At 64.0% G+C, this 26,456-nt stretch carries 23 protein-coding genes; 12 read left to right on the forward strand and 11 right to left on the reverse strand.

The window, feature by feature from the left end; translation table 11 throughout:
- Nucleotides 1-82: 82 nt before the first annotated feature.
- Nucleotides 83-1,288, forward strand: coding sequence for an IS256 family transposase (locus H7H34_RS02965; RefSeq protein ID WP_013654810.1), 1,206 nt, complete (start codon nt 83-85; stop codon nt 1,286-1,288).
- An 82-nt stretch (nt 1,289-1,370) separates the two neighbouring features.
- Nucleotides 1,371-3,614, forward strand: a complete 2,244-nt coding sequence (locus tag H7H34_RS02970) for a hypothetical protein (protein ID WP_185924194.1) — start codon at nt 1,371-1,373, stop codon at nt 3,612-3,614.
- Between the two features lie 316 nt (nt 3,615-3,930).
- Here the strand turns inward: H7H34_RS02970 and H7H34_RS02975 are convergent, their stop codons facing one another.
- Nucleotides 3,931-5,112 carry a Shedu immune nuclease family protein gene (locus H7H34_RS02975; protein ID WP_185924195.1) on the reverse strand — a complete coding sequence of 394 codons (1,182 nt, stop codon included), beginning with the start codon at nt 5,110-5,112 and terminating at the stop codon, nt 3,931-3,933.
- A 206-nt stretch (nt 5,113-5,318) separates the two neighbouring features.
- On the opposite strand from H7H34_RS02975, the gene H7H34_RS02980 reads away from it, so the two are divergent.
- The gene (locus H7H34_RS02980; RefSeq protein WP_185924196.1) at nt 5,319-6,293 is read left to right on the forward strand and encodes a hypothetical protein; all 975 of its coding nucleotides are present in this window, start codon (nt 5,319-5,321) and stop codon (nt 6,291-6,293) included.
- A gap of 47 nt (nt 6,294-6,340) precedes the next feature.
- A complete protein-coding gene (locus H7H34_RS02985; protein ID WP_245164949.1) occupies nt 6,341-7,318 on the forward strand; it encodes a DUF4365 domain-containing protein in 978 nt (325 codons plus the stop codon).
- Here H7H34_RS02985 and H7H34_RS02990 read toward each other — a convergent pair.
- Nucleotides 7,276-8,766 carry a DUF6035 family protein gene (locus tag H7H34_RS02990; RefSeq protein ID WP_185924198.1) on the reverse strand — a complete coding sequence of 497 codons (1,491 nt, stop codon included), beginning with the start codon at nt 8,764-8,766 and terminating at the stop codon, nt 7,276-7,278. The two genes, H7H34_RS02985 and H7H34_RS02990, sit on opposite strands and share 43 nt — an antisense overlap.
- Nucleotides 8,767-8,842: 76 nt before the next feature.
- On the opposite strand from H7H34_RS02990, the gene H7H34_RS02995 reads away from it, so the two are divergent.
- Together H7H34_RS02995 and H7H34_RS23670 are read left to right on the forward strand one after the other, a co-directional pair.
- Nucleotides 8,843-9,298, forward strand: coding sequence for a hypothetical protein (locus H7H34_RS02995; RefSeq protein WP_185924199.1), 456 nt, complete (start codon nt 8,843-8,845; stop codon nt 9,296-9,298).
- A gap of 361 nt (nt 9,299-9,659) precedes the next feature.
- Nucleotides 9,660-10,283, forward strand: a complete 624-nt coding sequence (locus H7H34_RS23670) for a M24 family metallopeptidase (RefSeq protein WP_209006140.1) — start codon at nt 9,660-9,662, stop codon at nt 10,281-10,283.
- Between the two features lie 292 nt (nt 10,284-10,575).
- Here the strand turns inward: H7H34_RS23670 and H7H34_RS03005 are convergent, their stop codons facing one another.
- The 3 genes from H7H34_RS03005 to H7H34_RS03015 are packed head-to-tail and all read right to left on the reverse strand — an operon-like array spanning nt 10,576 to nt 15,491.
- Entirely contained in the window at nt 10,576-11,136 is a 561-nt protein-coding gene (locus H7H34_RS03005) for a GNAT family N-acetyltransferase (protein WP_185924200.1), read from the reverse strand.
- Entirely contained in the window at nt 11,133-14,300 is a 3,168-nt protein-coding gene (locus tag H7H34_RS03010) for a multidrug efflux RND transporter permease subunit (RefSeq protein WP_185924201.1), read from the reverse strand. Before H7H34_RS03010 ends, H7H34_RS03005 begins: the two co-directional genes overlap by 4 nt.
- Before the next feature lie 12 nt (nt 14,301-14,312).
- On the reverse strand, nt 14,313-15,491 hold the full coding sequence (locus tag H7H34_RS03015; protein WP_245164952.1) for an efflux RND transporter periplasmic adaptor subunit: 1,179 nt from the start codon (nt 15,489-15,491) through the stop codon (nt 14,313-14,315).
- A gap of 165 nt (nt 15,492-15,656) precedes the next feature.
- On the opposite strand from H7H34_RS03015, the gene H7H34_RS03020 reads away from it, so the two are divergent.
- Nucleotides 15,657-16,328: a response regulator gene (locus H7H34_RS03020; protein ID WP_185924203.1), complete on the forward strand. Its 672-nt coding sequence runs from the start codon at nt 15,657-15,659 to the stop codon at nt 16,326-16,328.
- A gap of 46 nt (nt 16,329-16,374) precedes the next feature.
- Nucleotides 16,375-17,439 (forward strand): ATP-binding protein, encoded by a 1,065-nt coding sequence (locus H7H34_RS03025; protein ID WP_245164954.1) that lies wholly within the window; start codon nt 16,375-16,377, stop codon nt 17,437-17,439.
- Nucleotides 17,440-17,465: 26 nt separating this feature from the next.
- Here the strand turns inward: H7H34_RS03025 and H7H34_RS03030 are convergent, their stop codons facing one another.
- Together H7H34_RS03030 and H7H34_RS03035 are read right to left on the reverse strand one after the other, a co-directional pair.
- Nucleotides 17,466-18,104, reverse strand: coding sequence for a DNA alkylation repair protein (locus H7H34_RS03030; RefSeq protein ID WP_185924205.1), 639 nt, complete (start codon nt 18,102-18,104; stop codon nt 17,466-17,468).
- Nucleotides 18,105-18,263: 159 nt separating this feature from the next.
- On the reverse strand, nt 18,264-18,944 hold the full coding sequence (locus tag H7H34_RS03035) for a class I SAM-dependent methyltransferase (protein ID WP_185924206.1): 681 nt from the start codon (nt 18,942-18,944) through the stop codon (nt 18,264-18,266).
- A 184-nt stretch (nt 18,945-19,128) separates the two neighbouring features.
- Here H7H34_RS03035 and H7H34_RS03040 point away from each other — a divergent pair, with 184 nt between their 5' ends.
- A complete protein-coding gene (locus H7H34_RS03040; RefSeq protein ID WP_185924207.1) occupies nt 19,129-19,572 on the forward strand; it encodes an Rrf2 family transcriptional regulator in 444 nt (147 codons plus the stop codon).
- Here the strand turns inward: H7H34_RS03040 and H7H34_RS03045 are convergent.
- Entirely contained in the window at nt 19,528-19,962 is a 435-nt protein-coding gene (locus H7H34_RS03045; protein ID WP_185924208.1) for a hypothetical protein, read from the reverse strand. The two genes, H7H34_RS03040 and H7H34_RS03045, sit on opposite strands and share 45 nt — an antisense overlap.
- 1,478 nt (nt 19,963-21,440) lie before the next feature.
- Here H7H34_RS03045 and H7H34_RS23370 point away from each other — a divergent pair.
- The gene (locus H7H34_RS23370; protein WP_245165214.1) at nt 21,441-22,079 is read left to right on the forward strand and encodes a ZinT family metal-binding protein; all 639 of its coding nucleotides are present in this window, start codon (nt 21,441-21,443) and stop codon (nt 22,077-22,079) included.
- A 66-nt stretch (nt 22,080-22,145) separates the two neighbouring features.
- On the opposite strand, the gene H7H34_RS03055 is transcribed toward H7H34_RS23370, so the two are convergent.
- Together H7H34_RS03055 and H7H34_RS03060 are read right to left on the reverse strand one after the other, a co-directional pair.
- Nucleotides 22,146-23,216, reverse strand: coding sequence for a D-alanine--D-alanine ligase family protein (locus H7H34_RS03055; protein ID WP_185924210.1), 1,071 nt, complete (start codon nt 23,214-23,216; stop codon nt 22,146-22,148).
- A 140-nt stretch (nt 23,217-23,356) separates the two neighbouring features.
- Nucleotides 23,357-24,253 (reverse strand): LysR family transcriptional regulator, encoded by an 897-nt coding sequence (locus H7H34_RS03060; RefSeq protein WP_185924211.1) that lies wholly within the window; start codon nt 24,251-24,253, stop codon nt 23,357-23,359.
- A gap of 87 nt (nt 24,254-24,340) precedes the next feature.
- Between H7H34_RS03060 and H7H34_RS03065 the strand changes: the two genes are divergently transcribed.
- Nucleotides 24,341-25,084 (forward strand): sulfite exporter TauE/SafE family protein, encoded by a 744-nt coding sequence (locus H7H34_RS03065; RefSeq protein WP_185924212.1) that lies wholly within the window; start codon nt 24,341-24,343, stop codon nt 25,082-25,084.
- 29 nt (nt 25,085-25,113) lie between these two features.
- Nucleotides 25,114-25,449 (forward strand): hypothetical protein, encoded by a 336-nt coding sequence (locus H7H34_RS03070; protein ID WP_185924213.1) that lies wholly within the window; start codon nt 25,114-25,116, stop codon nt 25,447-25,449.
- A gap of 2 nt (nt 25,450-25,451) precedes the next feature.
- Here H7H34_RS03070 and H7H34_RS03075 read toward each other — a convergent pair whose 3' ends face one another.
- Nucleotides 25,452-26,360, reverse strand: coding sequence for a LysR family transcriptional regulator (locus H7H34_RS03075; RefSeq protein WP_185924214.1), 909 nt, complete (start codon nt 26,358-26,360; stop codon nt 25,452-25,454).
- Nucleotides 26,361-26,456: the final 96 nt, after the last annotated feature.

Genomic DNA, 26,456 nt, shown 5'->3' on the forward strand with positions numbered 1-26,456 from the left:
CGGTGTGATCCCAGGTGGCCATCGAGGTGTATGTTCGAGGTGGAGTTTGGCGACTTCAACCACGGCCCCTACGGAGACCCCGATGACCAAGACGAACATGGACCTGTCCGAGCTTCTGGCCAAGCACGATCAGGGCGACTTCTTGCGCGGCATTGCCGAAGCCGTGCTGCAACTGATCATGGAGACCGATGTGGAAGGCATCATCGGCGCCGGCCGGCATGAACGCAGCGGTGAACGCACGACCTGGCGCAACGGGTATCGAGAGCGCGCTCTCGATACCCGTTTGGGCACGCTGAACCTGCGGGTGCCGAAGCTGCGGCAGGGCAGCTATTTCCCGGGCTTCCTCGAGGCCCGCAAGACCTCCGAGCAGGCGCTGGTGGCGGTGATCCAGGAGGCTTGGATCGGCGGCGTCTCCACCCGCCGCGTCGACGAGCTGGTGCAGGCCATGGGGCTCAGCGGGATATCGAAGAGCACGGTCTCGAAGCTCTGCAAGGATATCGATGACAGGGTCGGGGAGTTCCTGAACCGGCCGCTCACCGGCGACTGGCCCTATGTCTGGCTCGACGCCACCTATCTCAAGGTCCGCCAAGGCGGGCGCATCGTGCCGGTCGCGGCCATAATTGCGGTGGCGGCCAACACCGAGGGCCGAAGGGAAATCATCGGCTTGGGCATTGGGCCCTCAGAGGCCGAGACCTTCTGGACCGAGTTTCTGCGTTCCCTCCGCGCCCGGGGGCTGAGTGGGGTCAAGCTGGTGATCAGCGATGCCCACACCGGCCTCAAGGCAGCCATTGCCCGGGTGTTCGAAGCGACCTGGCAGCGATGCCGCGTTCACTGGATCAGGAATGCTCTCGCCCACGTCTCGCGCGGCCAACACACCGTTGTCGCCGCCGCGATCCGCCAGGCTTTCGACCAGCCCGACCGCGCCCATGCGGGCGAAACCTGGCGCAAGGTTGCCGAACAACTGCGCCCGCGCTGGCCCAAGCTGGCCGATCTCATGGACGCCAGCGAGCATGACGTGCTGGCCTACATGTCCTTCCCGCGCCAGCACAGGACCAAGCTGCACAGCACCAACCCGATCGAGCGCCTGAACAAGGAGGTAAAGCGGCGCTCCGATGTCGTCGGGATCTTCCCCAACGAGGCCTCAATCATGCGCCTGATCGGCGCCGTGCTCTTCGAAGCCAACGACGAATGGCAGACCTCGAGCCGCTACATGATGGTCGAGGCCTTCGCCGAGATCGACAAGGAGGAGATCGACCCCATTCTCAGCATAACCACGAAAGCCGCCTGATCATGCCCTCAGGCCATCCAGGAATTTACACCAGCTTGACGGACGTGACCCTGCTGATCGCTGACTAACAACCGGGGGCGCCGTGGCTTCAAAAGGTTCGAAAAGAAAAGGCTTTTCTCGGGAGCAGGATGTACAGGACTGGCTAGAATCGATCGTCGCGACGGATATGCTGAGCGAGGTGATCGACGGGGCCGACGGCATCGAAAGTGCGCTTCGCTGGACCGAGTCCGACGAGTTCTGGCCGACCTTTCCGATCGACTATCTGACCCGCGTGGGCAATCTGCGCGCGGCACAGCGAGTGCTGGGATCGCTCCACTCGCTCGAACTCGTCAGCAAGAGCAATCGCAGCATCTCCCAGGAAAAGAGGGAGTCTCTCTTCGTCGATCTGCTCTATTGCACGCGAGCGACGTCGCAGTTCGTGCTGTTCGAAATCAAGAACCAGAAGGCGACCACACGCGAAGCCGTGTCCGAACTCATGGCCTATGAGCACGAGGCGCTGAACCACACGCCCTTCTCGAGTGCGAACGACATCATGATGGTCGTTGTCTCGCGCGATTTTCCGCCACTGCTCGAACATGCGGTGACCGGCCTCAATACATGGTCGCGGCGCCGAGTGCTGTGCCTGCGATTTGATGATAGCGGCGACAACCCGCGACTCGCCGTTCACATCCCCAAGGCTTGGAGCGCGATCGGCCAGAAGGGTTTGCCGTCGTCAGGAATGGTGACCGCTGCGATCTCATTCGAGCCGAGGAAGGACCTCGATGAGGGAGAGGTTCATGACATCTGCTCGACGGCAGTCGCCCTCATGGTGCGCGAGGCCGAACGGACAGGCGGATCGGGCTTCGCGATGGTGGTGCACAATCTACTCTATCCGGGCATGGCCCAAGGCCCGTTCCTCCTGCTGGTGGGCGCGGTCAATCCGTTCTGCTTTCTACGTGTCGCGGAGGAAGGCGGCTTTGTCGACAGGGCAAATTCACCGATCGCCGACTATGTGCTGAGCGACGAGCGCAAACACGATCTTGCGATGTCCTGGGACTGGCTATCTTGCGACGGCGGCGCAGCGACCGAATATCTAAAGGGATATGGCCGCGCGACCTGGGAGTCCTTTTCGACATGGCGCGAGATCCGGGATGTTCGGCGGTGGCGCGCCCCCAGCATCACCATGGATCGCCACCTCACGCCCGTTTCGGTCGATTTCTGGGGCGTGCTCGGCGACTTTGCGCGCGATCTGGTCCGTCACGTTGATCGCATGCGAAACTTCATGCCGGGCTTCGCGCGGCCCGGGATGGACTGGCGCCACCCCAAGTTCGGCGTCGCCATTCTCGATGAGATCGCGCTCGAAAGTCCGATCGACGGTGGTCAATGGACGTTTTCCGCGATCTTCGCGCTCGGCATCCGGATGGGACGGCTGAACGCGTTCGGCGCGCAATTTGCCGAGGCTGATGACGACCAGCGGCGAAAGCTCTTGGCGGCTGTTTTCTGGGCTGAAGCCGACGTTTTCGGCATGCTCCACGAGATCAGCCTTCGCTATATCTCGGCCAAGGAAATCGTCGAGCCCCCGCCCAGCTTATCGGTCGGTCGTTACGAGAGCGGCAGCGAAGTGTCGGCGAGTTTCTCGGCGTTCGCGCAGTGGTTCGTCGACCATTTCATCGGCACCGACGAAGCGTTTCTGGTCGAGGCGTTCATCACCGGCCTCAGGATTTATGCCGTCTTCGATCCGCAGTTCGACGTCTTCGGCGAAAATGCCGATGTCGCGGCCAGTCGTGAAGAGGCGACAGGGCGCGCCCGTCATTGGCTCAAATGGTCGGTCGTGTCCGCTCTGGGCGACGGACGGGATGCACGCGCTGCCGCACTGGCGATCAAGGCGAGTTTCGGCGATCGCATCCCGCTGGCGAAGGGCAAGGACGAGGCCTTCGAGGCAATTGATGGCTTTGGCTCGGACCTGCTTATTGACAAGCTGTTCCTTGAAATTCCTCGAATCATGGATAGCTGGCATCCGCAACTCGCGCACACGCTCGCGCCGATGGCATTGGTCGACCATGATTGGGACTGGTACCAAGAGCAGATCCTCGCCGCCCGGGCGCGAGGCGAGAAGAATCCATGCATCTTTCTCGGTGCCGGCGGCCAGTTGGGCATCGGCCGCATTCCAGACGAGCACTTGGCGCCGCATGTCGAGGATTGGCAAACCCATGTGCTGTTCGTGGACAATGAAGCCGGGTTCGAGATAACTCTGGTTGTTAGCTGGGCTAGCCTCCGCGCCGGCAACGCACCTGGCATGCGGCTGCGGGACGGATCGCCTGCGTTCGTTGGAGATAGTGACGAATGAACTACGGCGGTCAGCGAAAACACCTTCCCGCGTCGACATCTTCGTAAGCCCGTTCCATCTGGGGCGAGTTCGTCTTCAAACTCGGCATCGGCAGGCGGTGTTCTCGTCGATGGTCCCGATGCGCACGACGCCACGGACCGCCATCGCGACCATCGTGACGGCTTCACTGATGGTCCGATGGCTTCCGGTCGACTACGTGCATCTCCTAGGCCGTCTGTTGAGATCATGTGCCAGCAGAGATCTACTCGGCAGGGGGAAAAGACGACCTCCCTGGGGCGGACCTCGCTTGTGAGGCGGTTTGTGTCGCGCGTACGCCCTACAACGTGGCGCTGGTCTCTTCCTTGCGCTCCGCGTCGACGATAAAGCGCGCTCGCCCATACAGCTCATCGAATGTGATGATCTCCGGCCGTATCAGATTCCGCCGATAGAGCTCAAATGATCGGAATTTTCGCTCGTTGATCCCGTGCTCGGCCCGAAACTCGCCGAGGTTCCCGCAGATCACGAATGATCGTGGCTCGGTCGTGAACAATGTTTCCCCGGTGGGCTCCCCGGACGCGGTCGTGATCGCTTCATACGCCCGCCACTGTTCGAGGGCCGCCGACACCGTACCCTGTATCTGCGCGACGGCGCCAGCGAGCTCCGCTGAGGGTTGCCATACGCCGGAGCGATAACTGCTTGTCGACACAAGGTCGGTGTCATGCCGCTTGATTTCGACGAAGCACGTCGTGCTCAACATTGCGTGGGACTTGAGCAGAGCATCGACTCGCTTGCCCGGGCCTGTAATGCTGAAACCCCGAACGGTCTGCTCGAGCCTTCGGTCATCAAGCGGGCCGAATTGAATGAGCGAAAGTCCACAGCCGAAAATCCACGGGTTCGCCTCGAAGAATTTTTGCCAGACGTCTTCCGGACCTTTGGGGTGCTTTCGCAGGGCTGCCTCGAAATACGCCGGTTCGTTGAGCAGCCTTTTGAAAATGCGCAACTGCTTGCGCCGATAACCGAGGGCAACGATGTCCTCGCTGGTGATCTCGGTGCGTGCGAGGGCCGCGATCAGCTCCTGATTATCAACGGCCAGGCGCTTTACCTGCACAGGATTGAGAAGAAGCTCCTCAAGATCGGCGTCGGTGATGTTGATCTTTCCCTCGTTGGGGAAGTGCAGGCGCTTTATGTTGGACAGGAATTTGAGAAGGATGGCGACCTCACTTGGAAGGAAGGTGAAGTATTCGCGCGCCCGCCCGCTGGCTGTGAATTTTTGGATAGTGACGGTCTGGAACGACCGATCGTCCTCGACGAAGGTCGCCTTGATCTGAAACCGGCCGCCTGCCGTGGTGCGGAGCACGACCTCGTCCTTCACGGTCGCGTACTCGAAGCCCTCTCCGCCGTCGATATACTTGTTCGCTATACGAATCCGCTTGCCGTTCAACGTGGGGAAGGATGGCCCGACATAGGTCTTGTCGGTCCTACTTCTTTGAAAGATTGTGTGGTCGTCAGTATCTTCCATGCGCGACTCCTCGACACTTGTTACTTTACCAGAGTTCGTCGTAATTTCGTCAGAAATCATTGGAAATCCGACATCACTGTCCGATTCTGGTCGATGGGCTACGTCCCGCGGTAAACGCGGCGAGATAAGGCGGAGTCGGAGTGGTTCGCATCATAGCGACCACGTCATTGTCCCTATTTAACGGGACAGTTCGAAAATTGAGAAGAATGCGCAAATCGGGGGCAGACGTGGGAAAAGGGCAGTCGAACATCTCGGACTTCTTCAAAACGATGAAGGTCCGTTTCGAGAAATGTCTAGAACCAACACTTTCCTGCACTGAGCCGGCCATCAGCGCCCATTCCGTACAGAACGCGACCACCTTGAGCCTGATTGCCGAGCAAAACCATGTCTATGAGTTGCGAATGAGGGTCAGGAACGGCGGGCCGCAATGCGCCTTCGAGAAGGTCGGTCGCAATCAAGCGTCCACGTTTCCGGGTTTTTGCGGGCACCATGATACCGAGGTCTTTAAGCCTATCGACACGAAGCCTCTCTCACTGGAGGACATGGAGCAGCTTTTCCTTATCGCCTATCGTTCGGTCACGCGTGAGCTCCATACTGTCATGGAGGCCGCGATGCGTCTACAAACCACGCTTGAGCGGCAGATAGCGGCAGGAGTCGTACCGAAGGACGCGCCGTCGCCGGCGATGCTCGAAGCGACCGGTCACATGATGAAGGCCTGGGGCGTGTGGAAGCACCGCCTCGAATTCTACGACCGGCCGTTCATAAAAGGTCGGTTCGGTGACGTTCTCCATTCAACCTTCACGATCGAAGGCCGCAAACCCATCCTGGCGTCGTCCTCATTCTTCTCGGTCGATGACAAGGCATGGGGTAAGCGCTTTGCAGCCTTGACACTCAACGTTATTCCAATGTCGGCGACACAATCCACCGTGATTGTCAGCTATCCAAAGGAGCTATCCGGCAAGGCTCGCCGCTATGTCGCGCCCATTTTTCTGAAGAGCGGAGAAGAGCGGCTGTACGCTCTCTCGCACATGCTGGTTGACCGCGCCGAGAATTTCTTCGTGTCGCCGTCACATGTTGAAAGCTGGCCTGAAGAGAAGCGCAAGTCCATCGAAGACGCTTTTGTGGGCACGGTGATCCATGGCCAACCGGCGAAGCCATCGCCCGATCTCATGCTATTTTGATTGTGCGAGTGAGGAAAATGGATTTACCAAAGGCCGGAAGCACTTACATGCAGGAACGGCGCGGAATCGCCGCCGTACAGGGTTACGCAGCCAGGGCGGGACAGATTTGGCGCGAAACCGGCACCGGCGATGTGGGTATCGACGGGCAGCTTGAGTTTGTCACGAGGGAGGGATTCGCGACCGGGCGTACCGTCGCTGCCCAGGTGAAAGCGGGGCCCTCCTTCTTTCAGTATCGCACCGGGGCTGGCTGGAAATTCTATCCCGAGGACAAGCACCGAGCATATTGGGAGCAGTTTCCTTTGCCGGTCCTGCTCATTCTTCACAATACTGATACCGGCCACAGCTATTGGATCGATGTGCGGCAAGCCTTGCGCATTCCTGTTCGCGAAGAGCGTGCTTTTATCGAAGTTCCTGAGACGAACCTCCTTGAGAAAACAGATCCGGCGGCTCTCTTCGAGAACGCTGGCGTACTGAAGCAGCCCTTCATACCTGCAATTGAGGATGTGCTCACAAAACTCATAACGACTGTATCAAACGAGGGGACCTTTCCTCTCAGCTACTTCGATCTCTTCGTGCATGGGCTGACGAATATCTGCCGTAGCATCTATTACGGCATGGACCTCGTATGTAATGCCGTTGAGTACAATCTTGATGCACGAGGGTCCGAGTTCGGCATGGGCATGGGGGGGGCGGAGCACGAATTCACCTTCGGATTCGTGAAGTTCCTGCTCGCACAGAACCTCGCACAGATCGATTATTCGGATTGTCTCATCGATTGGGTAGACCGCGAAATGCAGCCTCACTTCGTGGCGCCTCTTACCTCAAGAGGCAGAGCGCTCGTCGCTTTGATCCACAACGAGGAGGCGCGACTCGTCGCGAGTGGCGCGCTGCCTGACGAGGGGCATCGCCATGTGGCACAGGAAGGCTTCTTCCAAATGGTGGCGCAGTCCTATTTTCCGAGATTTCCCAGGATCAGGCAGTTTCAGGAAGCGGTGACGATGGAGAAGGAAGTCGCCGGGGCATGAGTTGAGGAAGCAGGGCTGATTTTCTCAAGCTTTGCCTTCGTGCCCGGTATGAGTAAATCGACCAAAGGGATGGTGGCCGGATCAGGCGCAAAATCCGGCTCGCCCCTGCGTAGCGAGGCGCCAATGGCGCTCCGCCTGCGTTTCCATTTTCCGGTCCGATCCTGCTCATCCAGTAACTTTTCCCGCTCAAAGAGCCGAACTGCATGGCCGAAGGCGACGACATGCTGCGGATAGCCATCGGAGATCCGGTGAGCGACCTCCACAAGACGCCTGAAATTCCAGCCGACCGGGTTGCCTTCCTTTGCACTGGCCACGCCATTCATGAGCGCGATGAAGCCGCTGTCGTCATTAGGGGATGGCGGCAAAGAGATGCCGCGGTCATCGAGCGCCTTGCGTAGCGCGGCCCATGCATGAACGGCCGTCCTGTCAGGCGCACTATTGGGACTCCGCGAAAGCCAGAACGAAAACAACTCGCCTCTCAAGGCATCCATTGTTGCCTGTTCGCGCTCTTGCAGTTCCTTGTCGATCTCCGCACGAAGAGCCGCTGCCTGCCGGTCATAGTCGAAATGCCAGCAGCGCTGGGTTTCTTTCTCGCAGGTCAGCCCGTTGAACGGAACGACGTAGGACTCCCAATGATCCGTCAGGCTGTCGCCTTCCCGTACGGGCCGCCGGTAATGGCAACGCACATGAACTCGGCGTTCCGCCTCCGACAAGGCCGCGGTTTCCTCGTCAACGACGAGGATGTTTGAGTTGTTGGAAAATAACAGGTCGTCCGTCGTCAGGCGCCGATAGTCAGGATCGAAATAGCCCATGACCCAAACCAACAGCGCGCCTTCTTGTCTGTAGAAGGATCGGCGACCAGCGACCACGTCGAGAAACGTGGTCGAAAGCTGCACTTCAAAGGCCACTCTCCCCATAGGTCCGGTTACCTGAACATCGGGCTGGCGACGGCTATGGCGATCGTGGGACGATCGCCATTGATGCTCGCTCAGGATTTCCGAGAAGGAGGGATCCGCTGCGAGGCTGCGTACGATTAGTGCTTTGATCCGCTTATGCGGCTCGCTTTCGCGAACACCGTTATATTTACGAGCGAGAATTTCGTCGCGGGAGAGCGGGCTGCGCGTTTCGGCAGGACACGAACCGTCTTCGGTTATGTGCCGGAAGAAGAAGTGCTTGAGCTGGTTGGCGACGAGATAGACGGGAACGGAGCAGAGTGAACAACGGAAGCGAGGCTTTTCGGAAAGACGCTCTCGGACGCTGACGCGCTGCGCGATCAGCCCCTCATAGCGCTGCCCACCGATCCATACCCTCGCATCGACAAATTCGCCGGTATCGCAGTCAAGCACCTCGCGAATTGCCGGCTCCTCCACCGGCAACGCGGCGGCAAGCGGATCGAACGTGACGTTCCCGCCAACTACCGGCCGGTTCTGCTCCTCGTCGCCATCCATTGTCGCCAATCTCTAATTGAATGAGGCTAGCAGGATTCGGAGCTACCATGAACTGCGAACCCCGAAGGAGGAGCCGATGCCAAGCACGAAGAGAAAGAGGCCCGCGCTTAAGCTGCCGGCGATAAAGCCGGGCAACTGGCGTGGCGAAATTCTTGGAAGCTGCGAGGTCAATTTCGGACAAGTTGTTCAGCCCGGCCCACCTCGGCAGTCGGTCGAATTCACATACATGATAATGCCTGGAGTTTTTACCATGCCGGAGGTGCGGTTCACTTGGCCGGGCGTCATCATGATTATGACACCAACTCCCATGAAAACTGATTTTCCGGACGCAGGCTGTTTGCTCAAGGCCGAGCATCTTCCCTCGCTGCACCTGTCGCTTGAGGTCACACGCGGGCAATTTTCGGACATGCTGCGGATGCTGGAGACAAATCGTCTTAAGGATTTTCACTTCACCTTGGAGGATGAAGCCGACGGCTCTTGGCCAGTCTACAGTTGGGGAATGTCGGCAACGAGCGCCACAGGAGGGCATTAGAGGGCTATAGCGTAGACATAGTTCTCATCATCGCCCGGTGCGGCGCGCCATTTCCCAACAGAACCATGAATGCCGAACGCAGCCGTTTCCGCGCCAGAAGCGGCGACCAGCCTTCAAGGCAGTTCCGAATTCGACACGATGATGCGAACCACGGTATGGGCGACCTCGAGGCGTTGCGCGAACCGTGAGTTCTCGGAAGCTCCTTCACCCTGACGAGGGGTGAGAGGCCGCTGAGTGCGGAGTGTGATCTCGGTCGATTGAACCCGTCAAACCAACTGTCGGGCGATTACAATCTCAGGAAAATCCGGGATGATGGCGTGCGCGCCCAGCATCGGCCCCAGCATCAGCCGAAGCCGATATCGTGGCCGCGACCGCAGCGGAATGCCTGCGCAATGCCGGCTTTACCGCAGAGGTTCTTTTCGGATCCGGACGCGAATTCATCGGCTGGGGCCCTGCTGCATGGACCTATCATGCCCAACCGCCCAGGATCATCGAAGAGGGTGACGTCGTGCTTGCCGAAGTTTTCGCCTTCTACGGCATGTCCGAAACCCAACACCAGCCCGCCATAACGGTGGGAACGGCGCATCCGGAGTTTGAGCGGGCTGCAGCCGTTGCCCGAGCCTGTTACGAAGAAGGACTGCGGGTCCTGCGGCCCGGACGCACATTCGGCGAAGTGGTGGACATCATGGAAGCGCCCCTGCTCGCCTCCGGCGGCTGGCATGTCCCCCCTCTGATTCATAGCATCAACCCTACGGCCCGATCGGCTTCGGTTCGGCTCCCGGACCGGAATCCCTACCCGAAGCATCGGCGTACGGCTCGATCGGGCGCCTGCCCACGACCTGGCGCGATCTGCCGCTGCAGGAAGGCATGTCCTTCGCCTTCGAAACGAATTGTGCGTTTGGCAGGCATCTGGCAAATCTGGGTGGTACCGTTCTTGTCGGCCCGGACGGGGGCATCGAACTCAATCACAACTCCACCCATGTGATGAGAGCTGGTTGACACGAGGCAAGCGCCTGGTCGAACTCACGGCCAGGCGCTTGGCACGACAAAAATGAAGATGAGCACCAGGATCGAGATTCAGAGCAAGTCCTCGCAGCGCCTTTGCGAAAAGCTGGGCATGCGCCGGGAGGGCGTGTTCGTCGAGTTCGTCTCGTTCACCCGGGACAGGGACGGCAATCCGATCTACGAAAAACACCCTGCAATACGCCATCTTGCGCCGCGAGTGGATGTCCGGCGGGGCGGCTGCCGGCATGACGGGCTGATGCCCGCCTTGCGGGTCAAAAGCGCTTTTCGAAGCGGAACATTCCGCCATCGTCCGGGAGCGTTTGCTGGTCCGGTTTGCCGGGCTCCGGGTGGTTGGGCTCCGGGTGGTTGGGGTCCGGATGACGGGCGTTGTGGTACTCGACGATGTGGAACCCGCAGACATTGACGTAGAAGTGGATGTTGCGCTTCTCGAAGTAGGGCGTGTGCGTGGTCCAGACCTTGGTATCGGGATAGGCGGCCTCGATGGCGGCCCAGGCCTTTCGGCCGATGCCGCGGCCGAGTTCGCCGGCCCGCACGTAGAAGAAGTCGAGCGAGTTGTGCCCCGTCGCGACGTCGATGGAGACGACGGCACCGCCGACCCACCGGCCATCTTCCAGGATGCGGTGGACGACGGCGTTCGGAGCCTCGAAGGACGCCGCAACATCCTCGTCCGACGGGATCGGCCCGTCGTCGGCCGGTCCGAATGTTTCCTTCACCGCTATCGCGAAGGCCTCCTGAAGCTCCTTGCGAAAGCGGGGAAGGTCGGCGGGGCTGGCAAGGTCGAGGGTGATGTGGCCGGTCGGGGAGGCGGTCATGGCTGTTTCCCAGATGTTGCTTCGATGGCGGACGGCGTCAGGGAGCGTTCGGCCGATGCAGGGCGTGCCTCGGCCCGGTCCTTGCGCTTGCGGTCGGCAAGGCGCATCACGAGCGCGAAGAAGACCGGCACGAAGAGGACGGCAAGGACGGTGGCCGAGATCATGCCGCCGAACAGGCCGGTGCCCAAAGCGTTCTGCGTCTCCGAACTCGGCCCCTTGGCGATCACGAGAGGGACGATGCCCAGCGTGAAGGCGAGGGAGGTCATGACGATGGGGCGCAGCCGCAACCGGGCCGCCTCCACGGCCGCCTCGCGCAGCGTGTGCCCCTGGTCGAGCAGTTTGCGCGCAAACTCGACGATCAGCACCGCATTCTTGGCCGACAGGCCGATCAGCGTGATCATGCCGACCTTGAAGAACACGTCGTTCTCCAGCCCGCGCAGATAGACGGCCGCCACCGCGCCGAGGATGCCGAGCGGCACCACCAGCATGACGGAAACGGGAATGGCCCAGCTCTCGTAGAGGGCAGCCAGCACCAGGAACACCACGACCATGGAGAAGGCGACCAGAAGCGGCGCCTGCGCGCCGGACTGGCGCTCCTGGAACGACTGGCCGGTCCATTCCACGGCGAAGCCGGCCGGAAGCTGCGCGGCGATGCGTTCGATCTCGTCCATCGCGCTGCCGCTCGAAACGCCGGGAGCGGCGTCCGCGGAGATGCTGAGCGAGGGATAGCCGTTGTAGCGATTGAGCTGCAGCGGACCGACCGACCATTCCGGCGTCACCACTTCGTAAAGGGGAACCATGCCGCCCTGATCGTTGCGCACATGCAGCTTCAGCACATGCTCGACCTGCATGCGGTCCTTCGCCTGTGCCTGGACGATGACCTGCTGCAGGATCCCGGCGCGGGGAAAGTCGTTCACATAGGTGGAGCCGGTGGTCGAGGCGAGCATGTCGCTGATCGCCGAGAACGACATCCCCAGCGCGCCGGCCTTCTGGCGATCCACGCGCAGGTTGACGCTCGGCCCGTCCGGCAGGCCGTCGACGCGCACGTTGCGCAAAAGGGTGCTTTGACCGGCGAGCGCGACCAGCTTGTCGGCGGCGCCCAGCAGCGCGCCCGCGTCGCGCGCCGCGCGGTCGACGAGACGCAGCGAGAGACCCGATGTGCTGCCCAGTTCCTCGATGGCAGGCGGCTTCATCACGAGGACCTCGCCTTCCGTCGTCTCGCGCATCGCCTCCTCGGCCGCTGCGATCTCCAGCGCGGTGCTGCCGCTGCGTGCATCGAAGTCCCGCAGCGTCGTGAACGACATTGCCGCGTTGGGACCCGAGCCGGAAAAGCCGAAGCCTATGATCGAGAGGTTGTTGACGATGTCGGGTCGCGCCGCGGCGTGACGGTCGAAGCGCTCGACAAGCGCCCTGGTCCGCTCTGCGGTGGCATCGGCCGGCAGCGTGAAGGATGTCATGAACGTGCCCTGGTCCTCGTCCGGGACGAAGGCGGTCGGCAGCGTGCCGTAGCCCATCGCCAGCGCGCCGACGAGAGCGCCGTAGACCAGCATGACGCGGCCCGGCCGCTTCAGCAGCCAGCCGACCCAGGCCGTATACCGCCCGGTGAGCCGGTCGAAGCCGCGATTGAACCAGGCAAAGAAGCCCTTGCGGTCGTGTTGCGGTGGCACGGGTTTGAGGATCGTCGCGCAGAGCGCGGGTGTCAGGCTGAGCGCCAGGAAGGCGGAGAACAGGATCGAAACGGCCAGCGAGACCGTGAACTGGCGGTAGATCGCGCCGACCGAACCGCCGGCGAGGCCCATGGGCAGGAAGACGGCCGTCAGCACCAGCGTGATGCCGATCACCGCGCCGGTGATCTCGCGCATGGCGCGGCGCGTTGCCTCGCGCGGCGACAGGCCCTCGCTGGCCATCAACCGTTCGACATTCTCCACGACGACGATGGCATCGTCGACGATGATGCCGATTGCCAGCACCATGCCGAACATCGTCAGCACATTGATCGAATAGCCGATGGCCCACATCACGGCGAACGTGCCCAGCAGCGCGATCGGCGCGACGATGGCCGGGATCAGCGTGTAGCGGATGTTCTGGAGGAAGAGGAGCATGATGAGGAACACCAGCACCATGGCTTCGGCGAGCGTCATCACCACCTTGGAAATCGACAGCTTCACGAAGGGCGCTGTGTCGTAGGAGACGGCATGGACGATGCCCTCCGGCATCGACGCGGCGAGTTCGGCGAGGCGCGCCTTGACGCCCTCCGAGGTCGAGACCGCATTGGCTCCGGGAGCGAGCTGGATGGCCGCCGCCGTTGCGGGCTTGCCCCCGTCGAAGATCGAGAAGCCCATCGTCTGGGCGCCGATCTCGACCTTGGCGACATCGCCGAGCGTCAGCTTCGAGCCGTCGGGATTGGAGCGCAAGACGATAGCGGCGAACTCCTCGGGCGTTCGCAACTGCCCGTCGAGGGTGAGCGGCACGCTGATCATCTGGCCGGGTACCGTCGGCGCTTCGCCGAGGCGGCCGGGCGCTCCCTGGACGTTCTGGGACTGGATGGCCTGGACGATCTCGGCCATCGAGACCGCGTAGGAAACGAGCAGGGCCGGGTCGACCCAGATGCGCATGGCGGCCTCCGAGCCGAAGGACTGCACCCGGCCGACGCCGGGCACGCGCTTCAGCTCCGGCGCCAGGCCGCGCACCATATAGTCCTCGAGCGCCAGTGAATCGGCCTTGCCGTCGTCGGAGCGCAGCGAGACGATCATCAGGAAGCCCGACGTGACGCCCTCGACGGACAGGCCGGAACGCCGCACGGGCTCGGGCAGGCGCGGTTCGACCGCCTTGAGCCGGTTCTGGACATCGATCTGGGCGAGCTCCGGGTCGGTCCCGGGCTTGAAAGTCACGGTGATGCTGGCGTTGCCGGCCGAGTCGGACGAGGATTCGAAGTAGAGCACGTTCTTCACGGCCGCCAGCTCACGCTCGATCGGGGCCGTGAGGCTGTCGTTGATCGTCTGCGGGCTGGCGCCGGTATAGGTGGCGTAGATGCTGACGCTCGGCGGCGCGATCACCGGGAAGCGCGAGACCGGAAGCTGGGGGATCGCGACGAGACCGGCCATCACCACGAAGATTGCGATAACCCAGGCAAACACCGGCCGCTCGATGAAGAATTGAGGCATCGGATGGTCTCCTCAGGAGCCGCTCTCGGGCAAGGCCCGGCGATAGGGGACGAGCTTGAGCGGCTGCCCGGCCCGCGTGCGGTCCTGTCCCTGGACCACGACCGTCTCGCCCGGCTTCAATCCCGACAGGACGACGTACTGCCTGTCTATGAGCGCCCCGAGCTCCACCTCGCGGCGGCTGGCGGTCTTGTCGCCGGCGATGATCGTGAGGTGCGGCCGCCCCGAGGTGTCGCGGAGCACGGCTTCCTGCGGCACCGTCAGGGCATCGGCGTAGATGGCGCTGGGCACTCTGGCGCGCAGATACATGCCCGGCAGCAACTGGCGATGTGGGTTCGGCACTTTCACGCGCAGCGCGATGTTGCCCGTGCCGGGGTCGACCGTGCTGTCGGAGAACAGCAGCTTGCCCTGGAACGCGTAGGGCCTTCCGGTGATGGTGAGAATGTCCACCGGAAGGGCGCGGGCATCCTTGCTGCCGTCGCTTTCCAGCGCCTCTTCCAGCTGTTCCCACCGGATCGAGGGCCGGCGCACATCGAGATAGACGCTGTCGAGCTGCCGGACGACGGCAAGGGCGTTGGCGGTGCCGACGGACGCAAGGCCGCCTTCGCTCGTCAGCGCCTGGCCGATCCGCCCTGCAATCGGGCTTCGCACGGTCGCGTGCGACAGTTCGAGCTGGCGGCGCGTCAGGTTGGCCTTGGCCTCGGCGACGCTCGCACGGGCTTGCGCCAGTGCCGCCCTGGCATCGCCGAGGGCTGCGGCGCTTGCGGTCTGCGTTGCGGCCAGAGCCGAGATCCGCTCATGCTTGAGCGTTGCGTTGACGAGATCGGCCTCTGCCCGTGCCAGCACGGCGGAGGCTGCCTCGACATCGGCGGCAAAGGGCGCGGGATCGATCTCGAACAGAGGCTCGCCGGCGGAGACCTCCGCTCCCTCCGTGAACGTCACCTTCTGGATGATCCCGTTGACCTGCGGGCGGATCTCGGCCGTGCGCAGCGCCGAGACACGGCCGGGCAGCTCGTCATAGACGATCACCCGGCGCGGCTGCACCGTGAGGACGGAGATGCGGATGGGGGCGCTTTCTTCCTGTTGCCCCTTGTCGGTATCGGTCGTCGTGTCGTCGCCGCTCTCCATGCAGGCGGCAAGGGCGACTGCCGCCGCGGCGAGGAGGGCAAGCGTCAGGAGCGGGCGTAGGCGCATCGGTGCGATCATCCATCGAAGGGGGCGTGCCGTTTCGGGCGAGTTCGCCTTATCCGTCCGCCGGGTTGGCGCCATGTGGAGGTTGTGTTGCGATTTGATGGAGGAGTGCGAGGGATACTCGACGCGGGCCGCGCCTGATGGCATGCCTTGTCCATGGAGAACGCGATGGCAGCACTCGTACTGATAGCCGAAGACGACCAGGAGATTTCAGCGATCCTCGACGCCTATCTCGTGCGCGAAGGATTCCGGACGGTGCAGGCGCGCGACGGGCGCACGGCGCTGGAACTGCACCTCGCCTTGAAGCCGGATCTCGTTCTTCTCGACGTCACCATGCCGCGCCTCGACGGATGGGAGGTCCTGGCGGAACTGCGGCGACGCGGCACCACGCCTGCCATCATGATCACCGCGCTCGACCAGGACATCGACCGGCTGCAGGGTCTGCGCATCGGCGCAGACGACTATGTGGTCAAGCCCTTCAACCCGATCGAGGTTGTCGCGCGGGCGAAGGCGGTGCTCCGCCGGTCGGGCTTGGCCAGTGCCGCGGGCGTGCTGCGCGTCGGCGGCCTGGCAATCGATCTCGACGCCTACCGGGCGAGTTTCGACGAGGTGCCGGTTCCGCTGACGCTGACCGAGTTCCGGATTCTCGCGCACATGGCACGCAACCCGACCAGGGTCTTCACGCGCGACGAACTGCTGGACGCCTGCCTGCCGGGCTCGGATGCGCTCGACCGGACGGTGGACAGCCATCTCAGCAAGCTGCGGCGGAAGCTGGAGCAAGCGGGCGCGCTCGGCCTGCTGCCGGGCGTGCGCGGCGTCGGCTATCGCCTCTCGGCCTGATGCCATGAAGATGCGCGCGGGCCTGAGCCGACAGATCCTCCTTGCCATGTCCGCTATCACCGTGGTGGCCGGGCTGCTCGTCTTCTTCGGCACCTATCTCGCCTATACGGCGATCATCGCCTTCTATCCCCGGCTCGACACGGAGAGCGAGTGGCTCACGGCAACGGATCTCACGATCCTGGGCGCCGCCATCCTCGTTGCCCTGCCGATTGCCGCCGTCGTGGCCATGCGTCTTGCCCGCCGCATATTGGAGCCCCTGGAAACGTTGGCCCAAAGTGCCCGGCGGATCGCCGACGGCGACCTGTCGGTGCGGGTCCAGCCCGGCGACCGCTCGCTTGGTGAGACCGCCGGCCTGATCGACGACTTCAATTCCATGGCCCAACGGCTCGAGGACATGGCCACGGACATGGCGCTGTGGAACGCCACCATCGCGCACGAGCTGCGCACGCCGCTCACCATCCTGAAAGGCCGCCTCCAAGGCATGATCGACGGGGTGTTCGAACCGGACGAGCGCTCGCTCCGCGGCCTGATCCTCCAGGTCGACAGTCTGGCGCGGCTGGTGGAGGACCTGCGGACGGTCACGCTTGCCGATAGCGGGCATCTGGACCTCAACATCGAGCCGATACGTCTTGCGCGGGAGATCGAGCAGATCGCGGAGCTGCTGGCGCACGACCTGCACGAAGCCGGGTTCCACCTGAAGCTCGACCTGGAGGACGTGACCATCGCGGTCGATCCGACGCGCATCCGCCAGGCTTTGCTGGCTCTGGTCACCAATGCGCGGCGCTACGCCAACCGGGGCGCGATCACGATCACTCTTGCGGAAAGGGAAGGCGAGACGGTGCTCGGCGTCGCGGACGAGGGGCCGGGCCTCGAGCCCGAGATGGCGACACGCGTCTTCGATCCCTTCGTGCGCGGAGATCCGACGCGCTCCCGCGAGCTGGGAGGCAGCGGGCTCGGGCTGTCGGTGGTGCGCGCGATCGTGGAGGCCCATGGCGGGCGGCTGCGCTACCGTCCCTCGGCAAGCGGCGGCGCGCTGTTCGAGATGGTCTTCAAGGCCGCCGCCCAGGCCCCCGGCACGAGAACCGGAGAAATAGCGCCCGCCCGCCAATGAGGCGGCCCGGCGAGATCTTGCACGGTTCAGCCGGTTTTGGCCTTCGCCCCCGCCAGCAGCCGGGTCGCCAGCTTGTGGGTCTGCCTGGTCCCCCGCTCGTCGAGGTTCCAGTCGGCAGCGGCTCGTTCGACCAGCGCGGGATGCTTCTTGCTGATGTCCCGCAGCGCGTTTCCGACCGACTTTCTGAGATACTCGCTGTCATCGTTCCGGAACCGGCAGAGGAACCCGATGGCGACCTCCGGATGATCGCGGAAGTAGGGGCGGCCCGTCCAGATCCGGAGCCCCTCCGTCACCGCGCGGCGCACATTGGCGGATGGATCGGCGAGCCAGTCGGCGATGACGGGAAGGGCGGCCTCGTATCCCCTGTCCGAGCAATAGCGGTCGAACGCCTTGGCGAGGATTTCCTGAACCCGCCAGTCGCTGTCGAGACTGACCTGCTCCCTCAAGATCTGCAGCGCCTGCTGGTCCAATGCCGCCTGCCTGCCGAGGAGGAATGTTCCGATGCAGCGCGCCTGCGCGACATCCGAGCTCAGCAGCTGAAGAGCCACGTCCCTTGCCTCCGCAACGGAGGAGCGTGCGTGGATCTCGTCGGCTGCCGCCTCCAGGTCCTTGAAGCCATGCTGGGTTTTCCTCGAGCGCTCCACGAGCTGCTGAACGGTCTGCATGTGCTTGAAGGTTCCTGTGGTGGTGCTGGCGGGCCCGTCTGCAAAGTCCGGCCTCGATCTGTGCATCCTACACCGCGCCGGAGACAGGGCGATTGATCCATGTCGAATGGTGGAGGGATCCTCGATGCGGAAGCGCGGACGGCAGGCCAGGGACGGCGCTCAGTCGGCAAATGCGACCCAGCCGCGAAACGAGAAGGCGGCATAGAAGAGCGCCGGCGCCGCAAAGCCGGCCTGGCGCAAGAGCGCTTCCTCCTCGGCCGGGGAGAGCAGCGGCAGGCGGGCGGCCATGGTCTTTGCCGAGGAGAGTCCCTGCTCAGGCTCCGCGCCGCTCCGCCTTGGAAAAGCGATCGAGCGGGCCAGCCAACGCTCCGCATCGCCGTCCGGCGCGGCGTGATGCGCGGTGACGAGTGCGGCTCCAGGTGTCAGCCGCCGGCGAATTTCCCGGAGCGTGTGCAACCGCTCGGCCCGATCCAGAAAGTGCAGCGTCAGCAGGCATGTCGCGCCGCTGAAAGGACCGGCCGGTGCCCCGTCGACCGTACCTTCCACAAGCTCGACGCGGTCGGCATGGGCAGTGCATGTCCGCCGTGCGATGTCGAGCATGGCGGGCGAGGGATCGACGCCCGTGAAGCGCCAGTCGGGCCGCGCCTGCGCCATCGCATCGAGCTCCAGCCCGCCGCCTGCACCGACCACCAGGATACGCGCCGGGCCCGGCGCGCGCTCGCTGAGCAGAAGGGCCGTCATCCGGTGGAGATCGGCCAGTCCCGGCACCTTGGCCAGGGTTTCCTCAGGATAGCTGGCGACGGCGGCCGGGTTCGTGAACGGCGTGGAGTGTGTGCTCATGTTTGTGCCTCGAAGACCACCGGCCGATACATCGCCAAAGCCGCCGCCGCCGATGGCGAGGGCGTCAAACGTATCAGTTGAAGATACATAATTGCGGACATCTCATGTATCAAGATCTGTTACATGATATTCTCGGGATCTCGAGGGGGTGCATGCTGCACGCGAGCACGGAGGCGGGGAAGGCATGAACAAGGACACCAGGCTCTCGGACGTGCTGCATGTGCTGCTGCATATGGGGCAGTTCGACGAAGCGTTGACCTCGGATGTGCTGGCCAGAAGCATGGGGACGAACCCTGCAGTGTTTCGCAGGACGATGGCGGGCCTGCGGGATGCGGGCTACGTCAAGTCGGGAAAGGGCCATGGCGGCGGCTGGCAGCTGGCGCGCCCGCTCAAGGAGATCACCTTGCTCGCGGTCTACGAGGCGCTCGGCCGCCCGACCTTGTTCGCGATGGGAAACCGCAGCGATCATCCCGACTGCCTGGTGCAGAAGGCCGTAAACACCGCGCTTTCGGACACGATGAGGCAGGCCGAGGGCCTGTTCCTCGCACGGTTCGCTGAAGTGACGCTGGATATGCTGGCGCCGTCACGGCCGGTGCCGCTGGCCGTCCATGGGGCCGGGCCGGCCTGAGCGTTTGGATACACTGCGCGAGCGGGCCGGCAAGCGGGGGCTTGCCGGCGCGCGGCGCACTTGATCGGCAAGGACCTGCTCTGCGCCGCCGGCCGGCTTGGCCCTTGCCTGGTGATAGAGCCGGTTCCAATGGTTCCGCAGGCCGTCGTGCTCGCCTACCTTGAGGATCTTGCCGAGCAGCAGGAAATTCCGGCGCTGGGGAATGTGGATGCCCCGCCGCCAGTTGCGCAGGTTCTTCACCGCCGTGACGAAAGCGGCCGGGGTCCGGTTGCCGCTCGCCGCGCACAGCGCATCGGCTAGGTGCATGTTGTCGAGATAACCGCACTCCCTACACAGCGCATCCAGCAGGTCGTGCCAATGCCGGTACGCCGTCCAGTTCCTTGACGCCAATATTACGCTCCTCAAACCAGGCGAGTTCGCCGGGAGCATAAAGGCAGGTATCTGATATATCGAGGCAATCGCCCGATTTTTTCGCTTTCCCAAGACATCTCGTCCGTTCCGCGCCGGCCCGTTTCAGGAAAGCCGCATCGGTGAATTGTGTTTGTAACAGTATAACATCATTGACGGACGTAATAACATAACATAGTCGGTCATGAAGGCGCCGCACGGCGCCTCCCCGGGCAGGTACCGAAAGGCCGGTTCCCCAGACGGCCGGCCACCGAACAGCCGGTCACCGAAGGAGACACGACATGTTGCGACGACTAGGCTTCACCACGGGCGTTGCGCTCGTACTCACGGGCGCGGCCCTGGCGCAGGATGCGCCGAAGGATCCGGAGGACGTGACGCTCTATCGCGTCTTCGTGGGCGATCATGCCGATGCGAAGGTGACGGCCTTCGACCTCGACAAGCCGGACAATCGCTGGAGCTTCGAGACAAGCGGCCAGAACAAGCTCTACGGCGTCAACAACGGCGCGGCCGTGGTCGCCATCCAGTCCGACAGCGATACGGTGCATTTCTTCAAGAGCGGCATCAAACTCGACTCCCACGGCGACCATTCCGACATCGAGATCACCGATCCGGCGGCGCTTGAGGAGACCTTGAGCGGGCCGCGTCCGTTCCACCTGATCGACCATCACGGCAAGCTGGCGATCAATTTCGACCGCGGCGGCTATGCCGAGATCGTCGTGGCCAACGAGCTGTCGCACGGCGAGCTGGAGAGCCGCCGTATCCCGCAGGCGCGCGCCCATCACGGTTTCGTCGCGCCTCTCGGCAAGGGATGGGTGACGACGGTCGCCTCCGATGCGCCGGTCGAAGGCGACGCGGCTCCGGCACGACTCGGCCTGCAGGCGATTGCGGCCGACGGCACGCCTGTCGGCGAGGTCGCGACCTGCACCGGCATTCACGGCGAGGCCTTTTCCGGCGCCTATCTGGCGGCCGGCTGCAAGGAAGGTGTGCTGACGGTGACGCCCGACCGCGACGGGCTGAAATTCGCGATGCTGGACTATCCGGCCGATCTGCCGGCCGGCAAGACCACGGGCACGCTGCTCGGGGCGAAGAGCATGCAGGCCTTCCTCGGCAATTACGGCGCGGACGGTCTTGTCGTCATCGATCCGGTCGACGAGCCGCATTTCCGTCATGTCGCCTTGCCGTTCCGCCGCATCGACTTCGCGCTCGATCCGGCCGACGCCCGCTACGGCTATGTCTTGACGGAGGACGGCACGCTGCACCGGCTCGACATGCTGGGCGCCGCGCTGATCGAGGGCGCAAAGGTGACCGAGCCCTATTCCATGGACGGGCACTGGAACGATCCTCGCCCGCGGATCGCCATGGCCGGCGACGAGATCGTCATCAGCGATCCGAGGGCCGCCCTGGTCCGCCGGATCTCCAAGGACACGCTTGCGGAGATCGGCACGGTCGCGGTCGAGGGCATGCCCTACAACATCGCCGTCGTCGGAGGCAGCGGCAAGGCCCATGACAAGGCCCATGACAAGAGCGACGACCACGCCCATGCGCAAGGCCACAGCCATGGCGACGAGCAGATCTACAAGGGTTACTTCGAGGACAGCCAGATCGCGGATCGGCCGCTGTCCGACTATGCCGGCGACTGGCAGTCGGTCTATCCCTACCTGCAGGACGGCACGCTGGACCCGGTGATGGCGCACAAGGCCGAAAGCGGCGACAAGAGTGCCGAGGAGTACAAGGCCTATTACGAGGTGGGCTACCGCACCGACGTCGAGCGGATCACCATCGAAGGCGACACGGTCACCTTCTACAGGAACGGCGAGCCGACCTCGGCCCGCTATACCAGCGACGGCTATGAGGTGCTGACCTACAAGAAGGGAAATCGCGGCGTGCGCTTCATCTTCAAGAAGAGCGAAGGCGACGAGGCGGCGCCGCAGTACATCCAGTTCAGCGACCACCGGATCGCGCCGGCAAAGACCGATCACTATCACCTGTATTGGGGAGAGGATCGCGCCGCCGTTCTGGAAGAGCTGACGAACTGGCCGACCTACTACCCGTCCGGGCTTTCGGCCGGGGATATCGTCCGGGAGATGACCGCGCACTGATCGCGCGTCGGATCATGCCTGTTGCGCCCGGCCGGCAACGGCCGGGCGTTTTCGTTCAGGAAACGTCTAGCGACCCGCGCGGGCAAGGCCGTGCTCGACCAGCCGGTCGATCAGCTCGGCGTAAGGCACGCCGCTGGCCGCCATCACCTTGGAATACATGCTGATATCGGTGAAGCCGGGGATGGTGTTGAGCTCGTTGACGAGGATGCGCAGGTCGGCGGTGACGAAGAAGTCCGCGCGGGCCATGCCGTCGCAGCCAAGCGCACGGAAGGCGCGTGCGGCCATGTCCAGCATCTCGGCCTCGACCTGCTCGGGAAGTTCGGTCGGCACCATCAGGGCGGCCCCGTCCGCGTCGATATACTTGGCGTCGTAGCTGTAGAAGCCGTGGCTTTCGGCCGGCACGATCTCTCCCGGACGGGAGACGAACAGCGTGCCGTCGGGCCGCTCCAGCACGGCGCACTCGATCTCGCGGCCCTGGATGAACTCCTCGGCCAGCAGCTTGCGGTCGTGCCGGAAGCCCTCTTCCAGCGCTGCCGCGTAGCCTTCGGCGCTGGTGACCTTGCTGACGCCGACGGACGAGCCCTGGCGGGCCGGCTTGATGAATACCGGCAGGCCGAGCGTGCCGGTGAGCTCTTCGAAAGAGGGCACTGCGCCAGGATGCAGGGTCAGCGAACGGGCGGCGGACAGCCCGGCATCGCGGAACAGCCGCTTGGCGATGTCCTTGTCGAGCGCGGTGGCCGAGCCGAGAATGCCGCAGCCGGCCAGCGGCACGCCGGCGACTTCGGCAAGGCCCTGCACCGAGCCGTCCTCGCCGTGCAGCCCGTGCAGCACCGGGAACAGGATGTCGATGGGGGGCAGGTCGGCGGCAGACCCTTCCGCGGAAAGCGCGAGCACGCGGCCGTTGCCGCCGGGAACGAGCAGAAGCTGCGTGCCGGTTTCGGGGCGGGCGAGCTTTCCGTCCTCGAAGCGGCTCAGCAGCCACGAGCCACGGGGGGAGACGTAAACCGGCACGGCATCGTATTTCGCAGGATCCAGGGCGCTTATCACGTTGGTCGCCGACAGGATGGAAACGTCATGTTCGGCGGAACGTCCGCCGAAGAGCACGGCGATGCGCAGCTTGTTTGAAGAAGATCCCACGTATGGCTCCAGGAAATCGGTAAAGGGGAAGGCTGAGGTTGCGAGAATGCCCAGCCTGTCCGCCGATCAGGTCAAATGCAAGGCAGGCGGGCGGCGGATGTGCTTCGGTGCCTGTTCAGTCGGATCTTGCCGGTGGAAAGTCAACGCCGGCCCTGGTCATGCAGGTGCCGGGCGAGGCGCTGCGCCGCATCCGGCAGCCGGCTGGTCGTGCTGACGCTGATGGCGAGATCGCGCCGGGCCCAGCCGTCGGACAGCGGCAGCACGGCGATGCCCGTGCCCTCCTTGTGCCGGTGCGCGGCCGCCTCGGGCAGGATGGCGATGCCGGCGCCCGCGCCGACCATCTGGCACATGGCGTCGAAGCTGGTGACGCGGGCACGCACCTTCAGCGTCTTGCCGATGCGCGCGGCGTGACCGGCGATATGCCGTTGCAGCGCGCTGCCGCGCGACAGGCAGACGAAGGGGCGCCCGACGATATCGGCAAAGGCGAGCGCGGTTTCGCCGGAGCCGGCCGCCTCCGATGCCGCGAAGGCGACGACCAGTCGATCCTCGCGAAAGGGGAGCTTTTCCAAGGCTTCGGGAAGCTCGGACGCCGAGGCGATGCCGAGATCCGCGTCGCCGGCGGAAATCGCCGCGCCGATGGCCGCGCTCTCCATCTCCTCCACGTCGACGCTGATCGCCGGGTTGGCGCGCAGGAACCCGGCAAGCAGCTCCGGCAGGTGCTCGCTCAAGGCGGCGGTGTTGGAAACGAGCCGCAGCGTCCCGGTCAGCCCGCGGGCGAAGGGGGCGAGCTCGCTGCGCATCGCCTCCGCCTGGCGCAGGATCAGCCGCGCGTGCCCGGCAAGGCACTCGCCGGCCTGTGCGGTAATGACGCCGTGGCGCTGGCGCACAAGCAGCGGCGCACCGAGCGTATCCTCCATGGCACGGATTCGGGCGCTGGCGGAGCCGACCGTTAGGTTCGACAGCTCGGCGCCATGGGTGATGCTGCCGGCGGAAACGATGTTGAGGAACAGGCGAAGGTCGACCAGATCGAAACGCATGGGTCATCCCCAGCTTATGGATTTGCCAAAACCTAACTTTGAAACCTCCGCATTGCGAGCCCGCGGCGTTTGGCGCAGGTTCGCCGCATGACAATCTCGCTTCTCCTGCTCGTTGCCGTCGCCTTCGTGCTCGCCGGCTTTGCCAAGGGCGTCGTCGGCTTCGGCCTGCCGACCATCTCCATCGGGTTGCTGGCCATGGTGATGCCGCCCACCCAGGCGGCGGCGATCATGCTGCTGCCGTCCTTCGTCACCAACATCTGGCAGATGCTGCAAGGCGGGGCGCTGGGCGAGCTGGCCAGGAAGCTCTGGCCGATGTTGGTTGGCCTGTGCATCGGCACCTGGTCGGGCATGGGCTGGATGGAAGGGGCGGCCGGGCGCTACGGCACCTCCGTGCTTGGCATTGTCGTCTGTCTCTATGCACTGGTGACGCTGGCCTCGCTGAAGCTGACCGTGCCGCGTCGGCACGAACGGATCACCAGCCTTGTGGTCGGGATCGCCACCGGCCTGCTCAACGCGACGACCGGCGTGTTCGTCATTCCCGCCGTGCCCTACATGCAGGCGCTCGGGTTGGAAAAGACCCGCCTGGTGCAGGCGCTGGGCCTGTTCTTCGTCGTCTCGACAGCAGCTCTTGCGGTCAATATCGCGGCGAGCGGCGTGGTTTCCTCCGCGATGATGCCGCTTGCACCGCTGGCGCTGGTGGCGGCCTGCATCGGCATGTATCTCGGGCAGGCCGCACGCCGGCGCATGCCGGTGGCGACCTTTCGAAAGGCCTTCCTCGGTGGCCTGTTCGCACTTGGCATCTGGCTGATCGTCCAGCCGCTGCTTGTGTGACCGGCAGCCCTTTGCCAGGGGAGGACGGGTTGGTCGACATTCTGATCGAGACCCGGCGCGGCTGGCTGGCAAGGGACCGCGCGGCCTTCCTCGACAGTGTGGGCGGCGCGGTCGCCGCCGCGCTTGCCCCGGCCGTGCAGGCACCATCCGTCCGTCTGTTGGAGTATGACGAGGACTGCTTCGTGCCGCCCGTGCCCGGCCGCTCCGTCTTCACCCGCATCGAGATCGCGTTTGCCGCCGGCGGGCGGGAGGCGGAGGAGGCCGACCTGCGCCGCGCCGTGCTTGCTGCCGTGAACGGCTTCGGCCTGACGCCGCCGGACGTGCGGATCGTGCTGCTGCCGCTTCCGGCGCGCGGCGCGCCGTGAGTTCACCGCCCCTCGGCCAGGAACGTGCGCAGGCGCGGCGTCATGAAGTCGAGAAACGCACGCAGGCGATGGGGCAGCCGGTCGCCGCCGAGAAACAGGGCATGGATGTCCTCCGTGTCGCCCTCTACCGCATCCGCCAACACCTCGACCACGGCGCCGGATTTCAGGTCCTCGCGCACATGGAACTCGCCCATCCGCCCGAGTCCGACGCCGGCAAGAACCATGCGCCGCACGCTCTCGCCATTGTTGGCAAGCAGCGTGCCGGCGACGTTCCGCTCGATCATCCGCCCGCCTTCGCGCAGTGGCCAGACGGGCGCGGAGCGGCGAAAGTTGAAGCCGATGCAATTGTGCTGGGCAAGGTCCTCGATTGTCCTGGGCACGCCGTGCCGTGCCAGATAGGCGGGCGCGGCGATGATCTTGCGCGGCGCTGTGCCGAGCTTGCGGGCTGTCAGGCTGGAATTCGCCAGGGTGCCGACGCGAAAAGCGACGTCCGTGCGGTCGAGATAGAGGTCGACGATTTCGTCGGAGAGCGAGAGATCGATCACCACATTGGGATATTCGGCCCAGAAGGCAGGCAGAAGCGGCTCCAGCGCGACGATGCCGAAGCCGACCGAGGCGCTGACCCGCACGGTGCCATGGGGGCTTGCCGAGCCTTGCGTCAGGTCGCGCTCGATCTCCTCCAGGTCCGCCAGCAGCGCCTGGCTGCGCTCGTAATAGGCCCGGCCCTCCGCCGTCAGCGACAGGTGCCGGGTCGAGCGCTCGAGCAGCCGCACGCCGAGCCGCGTCTCGATCCGGCCGATCAGCTTGGAAACGGTCGACGGGGTCATCTGCATCTGCCGGGCCGCGGCGGAGAAGCTGCCGCTCTCCACCACCCGCAGGAACACCTGCATTTCGCCGACGCGATTGTCCATGGCGGCCTCATCTGTGAAACAGGTTCATGGATCATGTGCCGTTCGGGCTAATTATCAAGCGCTTTTGCCGGTCGTATGACTTCACCCATGAAAACG

Source organism: Stappia sp. 28M-7 (assembly GCF_014252955.1).
Taxonomy (GTDB): domain Bacteria; phylum Pseudomonadota; class Alphaproteobacteria; order Rhizobiales; family Stappiaceae; genus Stappia.